Origin of the sequence: Saccharopolyspora sp. CA-218241, assembly GCF_050954615.1 — a bacterium.
Taxonomy (GTDB): domain Bacteria; phylum Actinomycetota; class Actinomycetes; order Mycobacteriales; family Pseudonocardiaceae; genus Saccharopolyspora; species Saccharopolyspora cebuensis.
The window spans coordinates 4277887-4292680 of record NZ_CP191860.1 but is presented as its reverse complement, the minus strand read 5'-3'; the positions used below and the strand labels follow the sequence as shown (position 1 = coordinate 4292680).

The following is a 14794-nucleotide window of genomic DNA, read 5'->3' as shown; positions in this document are numbered from 1 at the left end:
AGCTGAGTGAGGGGCACCCTTGTCCGAGTAACTCGGGCAAGGGTGCCCCTCACTCATGTCACGTTCGGGTGAGGTCCTTTCAGGATGCGGCGGAGCCGCATGCGGTGCGGCACGCAGCGTGCACCGCTGAGGTTCCGCCACCCGCACCGCCACGCAGGCCATTGGCGAAAGCAGTCCTCACCGGGACATCACTCACGTCGCTTCCGGGCGGCCTCGGCGTGCGGCCGGGCTGCTGGGGGTGCCCGGCCGCACGTCCGATCAGACCTGCAACGCCTGGGCGATCTTCGGGGTCAGCCGGTCCAGCGCGAACGGGATGCTGGAGACGGTGGCCGAACCCAGCGCCATGGTGAGGTCGTAGTCGTCGAGCAGCACCAGCGAGCCGCGCTTGGCCGCCGGGAGGTTGTTCAGCAACGGGTCGTTGCGCACCGCCGCCACGTCGGTGGGCTTGGCGGTGGTCACGATGACCACGTCGGCGTCGAGCAGCGACACCCGCTCCTTGCTCACCTTGACGTTGAACTTGCCGCCGCTGTCCAGCCCGTCGATCGACGGTGCCAGCACCAGGCCGAGCTGCTCCAGCAGCACGGTGCGGGCGTCCTGCTTGGTGTAGGCCGCGTAGGTGCCCGCCGAGTCGGTGCGGACGGTGACGTGGGTCCGGCCGGCGAAGCCGGGGTTGGCGGTGCGGGTCTGGTCGATCCGCGCCTGGGTGTCGGCGATCAGCCGGGCGACCTCCTCGACCTTGCCCACCGCCTTGCCGATCGTCTCGGCCTGCACCCGCCAGTCGACGCCGTAGTCGATGGACCCCGGCGGCTGCGCCACGACCGGGTTAAAGCTGGTCAGCCGGTTGTACTGCTCGGCGGTCAGCGCGCTCTGCAAGGCGAGCATCACGTCCGGGTTCAGCGAGAGGACGCGCTCCACGTCCACCTCGCCGCTGAGCAGTTCGGGGCGCTGCCCGTCGAGCATCGGCTCGACCCACGGGCCGACGCCGCTGTCCCACGGGCCCCACTGGGTGAGCCCGGCCGGGACCAGGCCCAGCGGCAGCAGCACGTCGTGGTCGGTGATGCCGAGGGAGGCGATCCGCTGCGGGGCGGCCGGGATCTCGGCGGTGCCGTAGCGGTTCGGGATGCTGGCGGGGAAGCCGGGACCGGCGGGGCGCGCCTGGTCGGCGGGGGCCTGGTCACCGCCTCCGGTGCCGCACGCGGCGAGACCGGCCGCCGCCAGCACGCCGGTCGCGCCGAACAGGAAACCCCGGCGGTTCAACTGCCGAGGACCAGCGAGGGGAGGAGTCATGACCGCATCCTTCTCGTGCCGTGGGCGGGACGCCCGTGTTGCGAAGCAAGGCTAACCTAACAAACTGGTGGCGCACTGTGGTCGTCGTCGGCTCCGGTCACCCGCTCCGCGGCCCGCGCCGCGGCGCTGCGCAGCGCGGCGAGACTTCCGTGATCCGCCTCACCGGCAGCGCGGCGGCCTCCCTTCGGGCTCCGCTGCGCAAGTCCCCCGGCTCCTATGATGGACGTGGGGTGTTCGCGCCACTTCGGGGAGTCGCGATGGGTGACGACGTCTTCAGCCGCCGATGGGTCCTCGCGGAGGACGAGCTGCTGCGCCTGCTGTGGCGGTGCCGGGCCGGGGAGGACCCGGACGCCGTGCTGGTCGAGCTGCACGCCCTCCGCAGCAGCCACCGCGACCGGGGGATCCGCCGGGGCAGGCGGCGCACCCCGCCGCCCTCGCGCGGGGCGCGGCGGCGGTGGCACGTCGCGCGGCACCGGTGACCTCTCGGTCCCGCCCCACGCGCGGGTGACGGGGCGGTAGCGTGGGCTCCTGATCGACGATCACCTGGAGAGCCCACCCCGATGAGTTCCTTCTTCGCGGGCGCCCGCACCCTCGGCACCGGGTTCGGCGTCCTCGTCCGCCACCCGAAGCTGCTGCTGCTCGGCGCCATCCCCGCACTGATCAGCGCCGTGCTGCTGCTCGTCAGCCTGGGCACCCTGATCTGGTTCAGCCCCGACCTGGTCACCTGGATGACCCCGTTCGCCGACGGCTGGGCGGAGGGCTGGCGCACCGCGCTGCGGGTGCTGATCGGCGTCGTGCTGGTCGGCTCCACCGCGCTGGTGGCCTCGGTGTCGTTCATCGCGCTCACCCTGCTGATCGGCGGGCCGTTCTACGAGCACATCGCCGAGGTCGTGGAGCAGCGGCTCGGGCTGGACACCTCCGACGACGGCGCCGGGCTGATCCGCTCGACCGGCCGGGGCGTGGTCGACTCGCTGAAGCTGGTGCTGGTGGCGCTGGTCGGCGCGGTGCTGCTGTTCGGCCTCGGGTTCGTCCCGGTGCTCGGCCAGACCGCGGTCCCGGTGCTGGGCGCGCTGTTCGGCGCGTGGCTGGTCACCCTGGAGATGATCGGCATGGTGTTCACCCGGCGCGGCCTGAAGGTCGGCGCCCGGCACCGCGCGCTGTGGCGGCGCAAGGGCACCGCGCTGGGCTTCGGGCTGCCGACCTACCTGCTGTGCCTGGTCCCGGTGGCGCAGCTCGTGGTGATCCCCTCCGCGGTGGTCGGCGGCACGCTGCTCGCGCACCGGCTGCTCGGGCCGCGGGAGCGCGCTAGCGCCGACGACCCCTCGCCGACGCCCTAGGGTTCGGGGTGTGACGCTGCATGACGAGCCAACCCAGCCGGACGACTCCTACCTCCGCTCGGTCGCCGCGGCCACGGCCCGCGCCGTGGCCGGCGCCGAGCCGCTGCGGTCCCCGTTCAGCGGTGCCGATCCGGCGGTGCGCGCCGCGGCCGACCGCTGGATCGAGCGGCACGGCGCCGACCTGGTGGAGCTGAGCCGCGACCTGCACGCGCACCCGGAGGAGGCGTTCGAGGAGCACCGCTCCGCCGCCCGGGTCGCCGAGCTGCTCGGCGCGCACGGTCACGACGTCGAGGTGGGCGTCGGCGGGCTGCCCACCGCGCTGCGCGCCGAGGCGGGGTCGGGCGGTCCGCACCTGGCGGTGCTGGCCGAGTACGACGCGCTGCCCGGCATCGGTCACGGGTGCGGGCACAACGTGATCTGCGCGGCCGGGACCGGCGGGTTCCTGGCCGCCGCGGCGGCGGTGGAATCGGTGGGCGGCCGGGTCAGCCTGATCGGCACCCCGGCCGAGGAGGGCGGCGGGGGCAAGGAGCTGCTGGCCCGCGCCGGGGTGTTCGAGGACGTGGACGCGGTGGCGATGCTGCACCCGTTCTCGCACGACATCGCCGCCCACCCGTTCCTCGGCAGGCGGCAGGTCGAGGTGGTGTTCCGCGGTGTCGCGGCGCACGCCTCGGCGCAGCCGTTCATGGGCCGCAACGCGCTGGACGCGGTGGTGGCGACCTACCAGGGCGTGGCGATGCTGCGCCAGCACCTGCCCTCCACCGACCGGGTGCACGGCATCATCACTGATGGCGGCAAGCGCCCGAACGTGGTGCCCGACCGGGCGGCCGCGGTGTTCTACGTCCGCTCCGCCGACCCCGGGTCGATGTCCGACCTGGTGCGCCGGGTGGAGGCCATCGCGCGCGGTGCTGCGGAGATGACCGGCTGCGGCGTCGAGCTGCACTGGGACCGCAGCCCCGGCTACCTGCCGATCCGGCACAACGCCGCGCTCGCCGCCCGGTGGGCCGTGCACCAGGCCGGGCGGGGGCGCACCGCGCTGCCGCGCGGCGTGGTGCCGGAGCACATCACCGGCTCCACCGACCTCGGCAACCTCAGCTACCGGATGCCCGCGATCCACCCGATGATCGGGCTGGGCGAGGAGTCGCTGTCGCTGCACACCGAGGAGTTCGCCGCCGCGGCCGGTTCGGCGGCCGGTGACCGGGCGACCGTCGACGGTGCCGCGGGCCTGGCGCTCACCGCGCTCGACTACCTCGCCGATCCCGAGCTGCGCGAGGCGACCCGCACCGAGTTCGCCGAAGCGGGCGGCCCCCTCGACGTCAGCGCCTACTTCGCCTGATCACCCGTTCGGGACGTGAGTGAGGGGCACCTTCATCCGACTGCGCCGGATGAAGGTGCCCCTCACCTGGTTCAGCGTCCGGTGCGGAAGGCTTCGAGGTTGTTCCTGGTGACGACCTGGACCGGGATGCTGGTCGTGGTTCCCGCGTCGGCCGGGACCTCGCCGCGGGCGGCGCGGACCGCCTGCTCCACGGCGGCCCGGCCGAGCAGCTTCGGCTGCTGGGCCACGGTCGCGGTCGCCGTTCCGGCGCCCACCGCGTCGAGGCCCTCCGGGGTGCCGTCGAAGCCGACCACCTTCACCTGATCGCCCGCGCGGTCGCCCAGCGCCTTGATCGCGCCCAGCGCCATCTCGTCGTTGGCCGCGAAGACGCCGCGCACGTCGGGGTGGGCCTGGGCGATGTTCTGCATCACGTTCAGCGCGCGGGTCCGGTCGAAGTCGGCGGGCTGGGAGGCCACCACCTCGATGCCGGGGAAGCGGGCGATCTCCTCGGTGAAGCCCCGGCCGCGCTCCCGCGCCGCCGACGTGCCGGGCTGGCCCTCCAGCACCGCCACCGGACCGGACCCGACCAGCCGGGCGAGTTCCCGCGCCGCCAGCCGGCCGCCCTCGACGTTGTCCGAGGCCACCGTCGTGACCACGGTGCCGGAGCTGGGCGCGCGATCCACCGCGACCACCGGGATCCCGGCGCGTTCGGCGGCCTCGACCGAGGGCACCACCGCGTCGGAGTCCACCGGGTTCACCACGATCGCGTCGACGTCGCGGGCGATCGCGTTCTGCACCGCGTCGGCCTGCCGGGAGGCGTCCTCCCCGGCGTCGGTGACGTTCAGGTCGACCCCGAGCCGCGCGGCCTCCTGCTCGGCGCCGGCCCGCAGGTCCACGAAGAACGGGTTGTTCAACGTCGACACCGACAGCGCGATCTCCAGCCTGCCGTCCTCGGCGCCCTGCTGGCGCTGGTACACCGCCCAGCCCCCGGCGACGACCACCAGCGCGACCACCGCCGCCAGACCGCGCCGCAGCGCGGGGGAGCGCAGCGGGGGCGGTCCGCGCCGCCCGGTGCGCCGCCGCTGCCGCAGCGTGTCGAACAGGACCGCCGCGGCGATCACGGCGCCGATCACCACCTGCTGCCAGAACGCCGAGACGTCCAGCAGGTTCAGGCCGTTGCGCAGCACCGCGAGGACCAGCGCGCCGAGGAAGGTGCCCAGCGCCGAGCCGACGCCGCCGGCGAGGCTGGCCCCGCCGATCACCACGGCGGCGATCGCGTCCAGCTCGTACCCGGTGCCCGCCTCGGGCTGCGCCGAGGCCAGCCGCGCGGTGAGCAGGATGCCCGCGACGGCGGCGAACAACCCGGACAGCGCGTAGATCAGCAGCTTCTGCCGGGTGACCTTGATGCCGGACAGCCGCGCCGCCTCCGCGTTGCCGCCGATCGCGTACATCGCCCGGCCCGCGTAGGTGCGGCGCAGCACCAGCGCGGTGAGCAGCCCGATCACCACCATGACCAGCACCGGGTAGGGCAGGAATCCGAACAGCTCGCCGCTGCCGAGTTCGCCGAGCCAGCCGCCCACCGAGATCGGCCGCCCGTCGGCGATCACCAGCGCCAGACCGCGCGCCACGCTGAGCATCGCCAGCGTCGCGATGAACGGGGGCACCCGGCCCGCGGTGACGAGCACGCCGCTGACCAGCCCGGCGGCGGCCCCGGCCGCCAGACCCAGCGGCACCGCCAGCCACAGCGGCAACCCGGCGCCCGCCACCGCCCAGCCGGTGACGATCCCGGCGAGTCCGGCGACGCTGCCCACCGACAGGTCGATGCCGCCGCTGACGATCACGAACGTCATGCCGAAGGCGAGCACCGCCACCACCGACGCCTGCACGCCGACGTTGAGCAGGTTGTTCGCGGTGAGGAAGTCCGGCGACAGCAGTGCGAGCAGCACCACCAGCACGACCAGTCCGCCGAGCGGCCCCGCGGCCCGGCCGAGCGCGGCCGTCCGCCGCTGCGCGCTGACCCCGTCGTCAGGCATCGTCATCTCCCGTGGTGTTGTCCGCCGAGACCGCGAGCGCCAGCACGCGCTCCTGGGTGGCCTCGGCTCCGTCCAGTTCGCCGCGCAGCGCGCCGTCGGCGAGCACCAGCACGCGGTCGCTGAGCCCGAGCAGTTCGGGCAGGTCGCTGGAGACCACCAGCACGGTGGTGCCATCGCGGGCGAGTTCGCCGATCAGCTCGTAGATCTCGGCCCGCGCGCCGACGTCGATGCCCCGGGTGGGTTCGTCGAGGATCAGCACCCGGGGCGCGGCCTGCAGCCACTTGCCGATCACGATCTTCTGCTGGTTGCCGCCGGAGAGGGTCAGCGCGGGCTGGTCCAGCCCGGCGACCCGGATGCCCAGCCGCCGCACCGAGTCGGCGGCGCGGCGCCGCTGCTCGGCCAGGTCCACCAGCCCCGCGCGGGTGCGGTCGGCGAGGGTGGCCAGGCCGAGGTTCTCGACCACCGAGGCGCCCAGCACCAGGCCCTGCCCGGCGCGGTCCTCGGGGACCAGCGCCAGGCCCGCGGCGCGGGCGGCGGCGATGTCGCCCGGCGGCAGCGCGCGGCCGTCGACCAGCACCTCGCCGGAGTCGTAGCGGTCGGCGCCGAACAGCGCCCGGACCAGCTCGGTGCGGCCCGCGCCGACCAGCCCGCCGATGCCGACGACCTCGCCGGCCCGCGCGGTGAAGCTGATGCCGTCGAGCACGCCGCGCGCGGTCAGGTCGCGCACCTCCAGCCGCACGTCGCCGACCTCGGCCCGGCGCGGCGGGTACTGCTGGTCCACCGAGCGGCCGACCATCAGCCGCACCAGCTCGTCGGGGTCGGTGTCCGCCGGGACCTGCGCCACCGCCGCGCCGTCGCGCAGCACGGTCACCCGGTCGCCGATCTCGGCGACCTCGCCGAGCAGGTGCGAGATGAACACGACGCCGACGCCCCGCTCGGTGAGGTCGCCGACGATCCCGAACAGCGCGTCCACTTCGGACCGGCTGAGCACCGCCGTCGGCTCGTCCATGATCAGGAAGCGGGCGTCGAGGCCGAGGGCCTTGGCGATCTCCACGGTCTGCCGCTGCGCGACGCCCAGCTCGCCGACGACCGCGTCCACGTCGAGGTCCAGGCCCATCCGCGCCAGCAGCGCCGCGGCCCGCGCGCGCATCCGGGACCGGTCGACCAGGCCGAAGCGGCGCGGCGGGCGGCCGAGGTGGATGTTCTCGGCGACGGTGAGCTGCGGGACCAGCGCCATCTCCTGGTGGATGGTGGCGATGCCCAGCGCTTCGGCGTCCTCCGGGCCGGTGAGCCGCACGCGGTCGCCGTCCACCCGGATCTCGCCGGTGTCGGGCGGGTGCACCCCGGCCAGCATCTTGATCAGCGTGCTCTTGCCCGCGCCGTTCTCGCCGAGCAGCACGTGGACCTCGCCGGGGCGCACGTCGAAGTCCACCGCGTCCAGGGCGCGCACGCCCGGGTAGATCTTGGAGACCCCGACCAGCTCCAGGTGACCCCGGCGCGCTTCGTCGGCCATCAGCGCTTCACTCCTCGTTGAGCCGCGTCCGCCGTGGAAATCGGTTTCCACGGCGGGGCTACAGTGAACCACGCGGATTCGGGCGTCCACTAGGGTGTGGCGGAGGCAACCGATTTCCACGGCGAGGTCCAGCGCGCCGGAGAGTGGGGGAGCGGGTGGGCGTCACCATCCACGACGTCGCGGCGCGGGCCGGGGTCTCGGTGGCGACCGCGTCGCGGGCGCTGTCCGGGCAGCGCGGCGTGCGCCCGGAGAACCGGAGCAAGGTGCTGGCCGCGGCCGACGCGCTGGCCTACCAGCCCAACGCGGTGGCCGCCGCGCTGCGCAGCCGGACCACGCGCAGCCTCGGCGTGGTGGTGCCGCGGATCGCCAACCCGTTCTTCGCGACGCTGGTCGAGGAGGTGGAGCAGCGCCTGCACGCCGCGGACCGCAGCCTGCTGCTGGCCAACTCGCGCTACGACCCGGAGCTGGAGCGCCGCCAGGTCGGCGCGCTGCTGGACCGCCAGGTGGACGCGCTGCTGATGGTCCCGTGCCACCGCGCCCGCAGCGCCGAGGTGCTCGCCGAGGCCGCCGGACGGGTGCCGGTGGTGCAGCTCGACCTGCACGTCGACGGGCCCGCCGCGAGCTGGGTCGGGGTGGACAACGCGGCGGGGATCTCCCTGGTCGTCGAGCACCTCGCCGCGCTGGGCGCCCGCCGCACGGCGTTCGTCGGCGCCGAACCCACCGACTCCGCCGCGCAGGCCCGGTTGGACGGCTACCGGCGGGCGGCCCCCGGCGAGGCCGACGACGTGCTGCTCGGCGACTTCAGCAAGGAGTGGGGGCAGCGCGCGGGGGCGCTGCTGCTGGACCGGGCGGAGCTGCCCGGGGCGATCGTGTGCGGCAACGACACCATCGCGCTGGGCGTGCTCAGCGCGCTGGCCGAGCGCGGCGTCGCGGTCCCCGACGAGGTCCGGGTGACCGGCTTCGACGACATCCCCTACGCCGCGCTGGCCCAGCCGCCGCTGACCACGGTCCGCCAGCCGCAGGGCGCCATCGCCGCCGAGGCGGTGCGGCTGCTCACCGCGCGGTGGGAGGGCGCCGAGCCGGTGTCGCAGCGGACCGCGATCGCGCCGGAGCTGGTGGTGCGGGCCTCGACCTGACCGGCGGACGGCGGCGGATACGCTGCCGGTGCCCCTGCACTCGATCGGTGGATGGCCCGTGGACGCTCCTGCTCTGGCCGATGTGGTCCGCGACTGGACCGACCGGCTGCTCGACTCCAGCAGCACCGCGGCGCTGCTGACCGCGGCGGCGGCGCTGCTGCTGGTGGCGCACCGGCGGAGCTGGCGGCTGCTGCGCAACGTGGTGACGATCGCCCACGAGGGCGGGCACGCGGTGGTCGCGCTGCTGTCCGGCCGCACCCTCAACGGCATCCGGCTGCACTCGGACACCTCCGGGCTGACCGTGTCCACCGGGCGCTCGCGCGGGCCGGGCATGGTGCTCACCCTGTTCGCCGGGTACCCGGCGGTGTCGCTGCTCGGGCTGGGCGGGGCGTGGCTGGTGGCCGAGGACCGCGCCCGGCTGGTGCTGTGGGTCCTGATCGGACTGCTGGCGGCGATGCTGCTGGCGCTGCGCAACGCCTACGGCGTGCTGTCGGTGCTGCTGACCGGGGGTGCGCTGTTCGCGGTATCCTGGTTCGCCACGCCGGGGTGGCAGGCGATCTGCTGCGCGCTGGTGAGCTGGTTCCTGCTGATCGGCGGCATCCGACCGATCGGTGAGCTGGCCCGGCTGCGGTCGCGGGGCCGCGCCCCGGACTCCGACGCCGACCAGCTCGCCCGGCTGACCCGGGTGCCCGCCGCGCTGTGGCTGGGGCTGTGGCTGGTGATCGGGGTGGCCGCCCTGGTCTTCGGCGCGCGCTGGTTGCTGCTGATGCCGCAGTGGTGACGGGCGCGAACCGGCCCCGGCGGTGACTACCATCCGGGGCATGACGACTTTCGCGCCGCGCCCCGGTGGCACCTTCCCGCTCTCGGCCCAGGTCACGGTCAACCGCGTCGGGTTCGGCGCGATGCAGCTCGCCGGTCCCGGCGTGTTCGGCCCGCCCGCCGACCGCGACCGGGCGATCGGCGTGCTGCGCCGCGCCGTCGAGCTCGGCGTCGACCACATCGACACCAGCGACTTCTACGGCCCGTGGGTGGTCAACGAGCTGATCGCCGAGGCGCTGCACCCGTACCGGGACCTCGTGGTGGCCACCAAGATCGGCGCCTACCGCGACCACCGGGGCGGCTGGCTGCCCAGCGGGCACCCGGACTCGCTGCGCGCGCAGGTGCACGACAACCTGCGCCGGCTGCGGGTCGACTCGCTCGACCTGGTCTACCTGCGGCACATGGGGGACGGGTCCGGCTACGGGCTGGCCGACCAGCTCGGCGCGCTGGCGGAGCTGCGCGAGCAGGGGCTCGTGCGCCTCATCGGACTGTCCAACGTGGAGGTCGAGCACCTGGAGCGGGCGCGGGAGATCACCCCGATCGCGGCGGTGCAGAACCGCTACAACGTGGTGGACCGCGGTTGTGCCGCGCTGCTGGACCGCACCACCGAGCTGGAGCTGGCCTTCGTCCCGTTCTTCCCGCTCGGCTCGGGCTTCACCGCCAGCCAGGCGCGCGATCACCCGGTGCTGCGCGCGGTCGCCGAGCGGGTCGGCGCGACCCCGGCGCAGGTGGCCCTGGCGTGGCTGCTGCACCACGCGGCCAACGTGCTGCTCATCCCGGGCACGTCCACGCCCGAGCACCTGGAGGAGAACACCGCCGCGGGCCGGGTGGAGCTGTCGTCCGAGGACGTCGAGGAGCTCGGCGCGATCGTGGCCGAGGGCCAGTCGCTGGAGGGCGAAGCGCACTGAGCCCCCGTTCCCGCTCGCCTTGCGTGGCGGTGCCGGTGGCGGAACCTCAGCGGCCTCCTCGCTCCGGGAGCCGCTCCTGATGTACCAAGCACGTACACGGCGTCGCGGCTGTCCTCGCGAGAAGGCCGCTGAGAGCCCGCGGCGGTGCGAGCGCCGTAGGTGGCCGCAAGGCGGCTACCGCCGCTTCGGCGGCACGCGCTGAGCCCCCGTTCCCGCTCGTCCGGCGGTGCCGGGACTCGTGATCCTCGGTAACACTTCCGGAACCCGATCGACGATCGATACGGTGGGTCGCGGCCCGGCTACTGGTCGTCCGGTCGCGCACCGTGACGCAGTAGGGTGGAGCGACACGCGACGGCCGGACTTCCGAGGGGTGACCGTGACCGAACAGGCGACGTGGGTGCCGAGCGGCGTGGACGAGGAGATGCCCAGCGCCGCCCGGTTGTACGACTACCTGCTCGGCGGTGCGCACAACTTCGCGGCGGACCGGGAGCTGGCCGAGCGGTTCCTGGCCGCGCTGCCCAGCGCCCGCGACGTCGCCCGGCTGAACCGGGCGTTCCTGCGCCGCGCGGTGGTCTTCCTGGCGCAGCAGGGCGTGCGGCAGTTCCTCGACGTCGGTTCCGGCATCCCCACCGTGGGCAACGTGCACGAGATCGCCCAGGAGATCGCGCCGGAGTCCCGGGTCGTCTACGTCGACTACGAGTCGGTGGCCGTGGCGCACAGCCAGCTCCTGCTCGCCGACGACCCCCGGTCGACGATCGTGCAGGCCGACCTGCGCGATCCGGACGCGGTGCTGGACGATCCGGAGACCCGGCGGTTGCTGGACTTCGACCGGCCAATCGGGCTGATCATGGCCGGGGCGCTGCACTTCGTGCCGCTGGAGGCCGACGCGCCCGGCATCCTCGCGCGGTTCCGGGACCGGCTGGTGCCGGGCAGCTACCTCGCCCTGTCCCACTTCACCGCCGACATCAGCCCGTCGGAGATGGCCGGGGTGGTGTCGGTGATGAGCCGCAGCGCGGACCCGATCCACCCCCGCAGCCGCGCGGAGTTCCTGGCGCTGTTCGACGGGTTCGACCTGGTGGAGCCGGGCGTGGTGGGCACCGCGCTGTGGCGGCCGGAGCGACCGGAGCGGGCCGGGTCCGAACCGGGCGGCTCGCAGATCTACGCCGGTGTCGGACGCAGGAGGTGAGCGGCACCGCACCGGCGCGGCGCGGCGCCCGGGTGCGATGACCGCGCGCCCGCCGGAGGTGCTGCGACCGCAGCGGTACGACGAGCTGTGGCGCGCCGAGGTCGCCGAGCGCTGGGCCGAGGAGCTCAGCACCGCCTCCTACCTCCCGCTGGCCCGCGAGACGATCGAGCGCTGCCTGCGGGACCTGGTCGAGGACGTGGTCGCCGCGCTGGACGAGCCGTCCCGGATCCAGGAGGCCGGGCGGGCCGTCGGCAGGCGGCTGGTGGAGATCCACGCGCGCGGGCAGGACAGCCTCGCGGTGAGCCTGCGGCTGATCCGCGAGGCGCTGCTGGGCGAGGGCGCCGCCGATGCGGTGCACGACGTCCTCGGGCTGCTCACCGCGATCGCCGTGGAGTACGCGCGGGCCGACCGGGCGAGCACCTTCGAGCAGCAGGAGAACCTGAAGCGGGCGCTGCTGCGCTCGAAGCTGCGCGCCGACCGGGAACTGGCGGCCAGCGAGGCGCAGCTCTCCGAGGTGTTCCTGACGACCCCGATCGGCGTCGCGATCTGCGCGCTCGACGGCCGGTTCGTCGAGGTCAACAGCGCGTTCGAGGAGACCCTCGGCTACCGGGGCGAGGAGCTCGACGGACTCACCATCCACGACCTGTTCCACCCCGACGACGCGGAGTTCCTCGCCGCCGCCTACGCGGAGCTGGTCGAGGGCGGCGAGGCCCGGCGGCTGACCGACCGCAAGCGGCTGCTGCGCGCCAACGGCGAGGAGGCCTCGGTCTACCTGGCGGTGTCGGTGCTGCGCGGCCCCGACGGCGCTCCGGCGAAGCTGGTCACGATGGTGGAGGACATCACCGAGCTGCACGCGTTGCAGGAGCGGTTCCACTACCAGGCGCTGCACGACGCGCTGACCGGGCTGCCGAACCGCCAGTACTTCCGGACCCGGTTGGAGGCCGCGCTGGCCGGGTTCCCGCCGGATGCCGCGCTCGCCCTCTACCACCTCGCGTTGGAGGGCTTCGAGCTGATCAACGACGGTCTCGGGCACGAGGTCGGCGACCAGGTGATCCGGCTGGTGGCGCGCCGGCTCGCCGAGCTGGTCGAGGGCGAGGAGGCCCTGGTGGCCCGCTTCGGCGGCACCGAGTTCGCGATCCTGGTGCGGCAGGGGTCCGCGACGCCGACGGTCCCGGAGTTCGCGGCGCTGATCAACGAGGTGCTGGCCGAGCCGTTCAGCACCGAGACCTACGGGATCGCGGCCTCGGCCAGCATCGGCGTGGTGCAGCGGGCGGTGCGCGACGGCGACGCGACGAACATGCTGTGGGCGGCCGACGTCGCGCTGCGCCGGGCGGAGGCGGCGGGCACCCGGCAGTGGGCGCTGTTCGACCCGGACCGGGCACCCGAGGAGCGCACCGAGGCCCGGCTGGCCGCGGTGATGCCCGGTGGCCTGGAGACCGGCGAGTTCGACGTGGTGTACCGGCCGCTGGTCGCGCTGGCCACCGGCGGCGTGGTGGCGCTGGAGACCGAGCTGCTGTGGGACACCGCGGGCGACGGCGCCATCGGGCACGCCGAGTGCCTGCGGCTGGCCGAGCGCTCCGGGGTCACGCTGTCGCTGCGCGACTGGATGCTGGTCACGGCGTGGGAGCAGCTCGACGACTGGCACTCGACGGGCCACCCGGTGCGGCTGGCGCTGGCGCTGAGCGAGAACCAGACCCGCGACCCGGATCTGGTCGTGGTGATCCGCCGCGCGCTCGCCCAGCGCGCCCTCGACCCCCGGTGGCTGCGGCTGCTGGTGCCGATGTCGGCGCTGCTCGGCGAGCGGTGCGAGGAGGCCCGGGACAACGTCCACCACCTGAACCGGATGGGCGTGCGGTCGTCGGTGCACGGCTTCCGCGGCTCACCCGAGGAGCTGCACCACCTGCGGGCGCTGCCGGTGGACGTCGTCCGGTTGGACGACCACCTGGTGCGCCTGGTCCACGAGGCCGAGTCGCCGGACGTCCCGGAGATCCGCGCGCTGCACGCGATCGTGCCGCTGATCGAGGCGGTCGGTGCCCGGCTCTGCGTCGACGGCATCCGGACCGAGGAGCAGGCGGCGCGCTGGCGCGAGCTGGGCTGCGCGGTCGGGGCGGGCGAGCTGTTCAGCCGCCCGGTGCACGCCTTCGACGTGCCGGACCTGCTCGGCAGGATGCCCGTCGAACCGGACTGATGGTTCGCGGGCGCGAAGAACCCCCGCCCGGATCACCGGACGGGGTTCTCCGTGTTCGTGGTTCAGCCTTCGTAGCGGCCGGTCTTGATGGCGCCGAGGAACGCCGACCACTGGGGGCCGGTGGTGGTGAAGTACCCGGCGGCGCGGTCCTTGGTGTCGCGCACGGCCACCGCGGTCGCCGTGACCGCGACTTCGACGCAGGCGCCGTTGTTGCCGGAGCGCGAGCTCGTGCGCCACCGGTCGTCGAACTGGGTGGGGATCACAGGTGGTCTCCACTCTGATCGATCATCGTGCGGGAGTCCGCCGCGGACAGCGATTCGTCGAGCAAGGCGCTGGTGACCAGCGTGTACTCGTCGATCGAGTCCGGGTCGTCGATGACGCGGCCACCAAGCCGGTCCTCCACGTAGACGAGTCCATCATCCCCAGGCAGCCCGAATTGCATCTGGATGAACGGGCCGGACAACGCGATGGGAACGACCGTGGTGTAGGGCAGGACCCGGATGCTGACGTTGGGCAGGGTGCTGATCTCGCTGAGGTGACCCAGCTGCGCGCGGAGCACGTCGGGCCCGCCGACCTGCCTGCGCAACACGGACTCGTCGAGGATCGCGGTGACCCGCACCGCGTCGTGATCGCGGTGGAGCGCGGCCTGACGGCGGAGCCGCTGCTCGACGCGGCGCTGCACCTCTCGTGCGGTGATGCCACCGGTTTCACCGGAAGCGAGCACGGCGGTGGCGTACTCGCGGGTCTGGAGCAGGCCGGGCACGGTCATCACCCCGAACTCGGTGATCGCGGTCGCGCCTTGCTCAAGCGTGGCCGGAGCAGCGGATACCGTGCTCCTGGGGAGAGGACGCCATGTGTCGGCGATCGAGGACTTGGCCCGCAGGCTCGGGGCGATCGAGGGGATGCTCGGCCGCGCCCGCGAGGCGCTGCTGATGGCGCGGGACCGGCACGCCGAGGCCGAGGCGCCGCTGTGGCTGCTCGACGGCACCCACGACCCCGAAGCGCTACGACGCGCTGCAGAACTACGCGGCCGGCGGCGCCGAAATGCTCCGCGCGTGGCAGTTGCTCACGCCCG

General features: G+C 74.1%; 13 protein-coding genes. 8 read left to right on the top strand and 5 right to left on the bottom strand.

Annotated features, from left to right (window positions below; genetic code table 11):
• Positions 1–258: 258 nt before the first annotated feature.
• Positions 259–1287 (bottom strand): ABC transporter substrate-binding protein, encoded by a 1029-nt coding sequence (locus ACQP0T_RS20440; protein ID WP_433869528.1) that lies wholly within the window; start codon positions 1285–1287, stop codon positions 259–261.
• A 257-nt stretch (positions 1288–1544) separates the two neighbouring features.
• Here ACQP0T_RS20440 and ACQP0T_RS20435 point away from each other — a divergent pair, with 257 nt between their 5' ends.
• The 3 genes from ACQP0T_RS20435 (at position 1545) to ACQP0T_RS20425 (ending at position 3957) form a co-directional block, all read left to right on the top strand.
• Entirely contained in the window at positions 1545–1766 is a 222-nt protein-coding gene (locus ACQP0T_RS20435) for a hypothetical protein (RefSeq protein ID WP_433869527.1), read from the top strand.
• An 81-nt stretch (positions 1767–1847) separates the two neighbouring features.
• Positions 1848–2624: an EI24 domain-containing protein gene (locus tag ACQP0T_RS20430; RefSeq protein ID WP_433869526.1), complete on the top strand. Its 777-nt coding sequence runs from the start codon at positions 1848–1850 to the stop codon at positions 2622–2624.
• Between the two features lie 10 nt (positions 2625–2634).
• The gene (locus ACQP0T_RS20425) at positions 2635–3957 is read left to right on the top strand and encodes a M20 family metallopeptidase (protein WP_433869525.1); all 1323 of its coding nucleotides are present in this window, start codon (positions 2635–2637) and stop codon (positions 3955–3957) included.
• A 71-nt stretch (positions 3958–4028) separates the two neighbouring features.
• Here the strand turns inward: ACQP0T_RS20425 and ACQP0T_RS20420 are convergent, their stop codons facing one another.
• Entirely contained in the window at positions 4029–5969 is a 1941-nt protein-coding gene (locus ACQP0T_RS20420; protein WP_433869524.1) for an ABC transporter permease/substrate-binding protein, read from the bottom strand.
• Positions 5962–7482, bottom strand: a complete 1521-nt coding sequence (locus ACQP0T_RS20415; RefSeq protein ID WP_433869523.1) for a sugar ABC transporter ATP-binding protein — start codon at positions 7480–7482, stop codon at positions 5962–5964. The genes ACQP0T_RS20420 and ACQP0T_RS20415 overlap by 8 nt, the downstream gene beginning before the upstream one ends.
• 155 nt (positions 7483–7637) lie before the next feature.
• Here ACQP0T_RS20415 and ACQP0T_RS20410 point away from each other — a divergent pair, with 155 nt between their 5' ends.
• The 5 genes from ACQP0T_RS20410 to ACQP0T_RS20390 all read left to right on the top strand — a co-directional run bounded on the left by ACQP0T_RS20410 (position 7638) and on the right by ACQP0T_RS20390 (position 13719).
• Positions 7638–8618: a LacI family DNA-binding transcriptional regulator gene (locus ACQP0T_RS20410; protein ID WP_433869522.1), complete on the top strand. Its 981-nt coding sequence runs from the start codon at positions 7638–7640 to the stop codon at positions 8616–8618.
• A 58-nt stretch (positions 8619–8676) separates the two neighbouring features.
• Positions 8677–9399: a M50 family metallopeptidase gene (locus tag ACQP0T_RS20405; protein ID WP_345367002.1), complete on the top strand. Its 723-nt coding sequence runs from the start codon at positions 8677–8679 to the stop codon at positions 9397–9399.
• Between the two features lie 40 nt (positions 9400–9439).
• Positions 9440–10345, top strand: coding sequence for an oxidoreductase (locus tag ACQP0T_RS20400; RefSeq protein WP_433869521.1), 906 nt, complete (start codon positions 9440–9442; stop codon positions 10343–10345).
• A 376-nt stretch (positions 10346–10721) separates the two neighbouring features.
• Positions 10722–11531: an SAM-dependent methyltransferase gene (locus ACQP0T_RS20395; protein ID WP_433869520.1), complete on the top strand. Its 810-nt coding sequence runs from the start codon at positions 10722–10724 to the stop codon at positions 11529–11531.
• Positions 11512–13719 (top strand): putative bifunctional diguanylate cyclase/phosphodiesterase, encoded by a 2208-nt coding sequence (locus ACQP0T_RS20390; protein ID WP_433869519.1) that lies wholly within the window; start codon positions 11512–11514, stop codon positions 13717–13719. The genes ACQP0T_RS20395 and ACQP0T_RS20390 overlap by 20 nt, the downstream gene beginning before the upstream one ends.
• Before the next feature lie 62 nt (positions 13720–13781).
• Here ACQP0T_RS20390 and ACQP0T_RS20385 read toward each other — a convergent pair whose 3' ends face one another.
• Positions 13782–13982 carry a DUF397 domain-containing protein gene (locus ACQP0T_RS20385; RefSeq protein WP_433869518.1) on the bottom strand — a complete coding sequence of 67 codons (201 nt, stop codon included), beginning with the start codon at positions 13980–13982 and terminating at the stop codon, positions 13782–13784.
• Complete coding sequence (locus ACQP0T_RS20380; protein ID WP_433869517.1) at positions 13979–14707, bottom strand: DUF5753 domain-containing protein; 729 nt, start codon at positions 14705–14707, stop codon at positions 13979–13981. The genes ACQP0T_RS20385 and ACQP0T_RS20380 overlap by 4 nt, the downstream gene beginning before the upstream one ends.
• Positions 14708–14794 lie beyond the last annotated feature (87 nt).

What these genes read in the sequence shown, in the direction of transcription:
- ACQP0T_RS20440 (WP_433869528.1), bottom strand. Translation starts at nt 1,287, where the DNA reads ATGACTCCTCCCCTCGCTGGTCCTCGGCAGTTGAACCGCCGGGGTTTC.
- ACQP0T_RS20435 (WP_433869527.1), top strand. Translation starts at nt 1,545, where the DNA reads ATGGGTGACGACGTCTTCAGCCGCCGATGGGTCCTCGCGGAGGACGAG.
- ACQP0T_RS20430 (WP_433869526.1), top strand. Translation starts at nt 1,848, where the DNA reads ATGAGTTCCTTCTTCGCGGGCGCCCGCACCCTCGGCACCGGGTTCGGC.
- ACQP0T_RS20420 (WP_433869524.1), bottom strand. Translation starts at nt 5,969, where the DNA reads ATGCCTGACGACGGGGTCAGCGCGCAGCGGCGGACGGCCGCGCTCGGC.
- ACQP0T_RS20415 (WP_433869523.1), bottom strand. Translation starts at nt 7,482, where the DNA reads ATGGCCGACGAAGCGCGCCGGGGTCACCTGGAGCTGGTCGGGGTCTCC.
- ACQP0T_RS20400 (WP_433869521.1), top strand. Translation starts at nt 9,440, where the DNA reads ATGACGACTTTCGCGCCGCGCCCCGGTGGCACCTTCCCGCTCTCGGCC.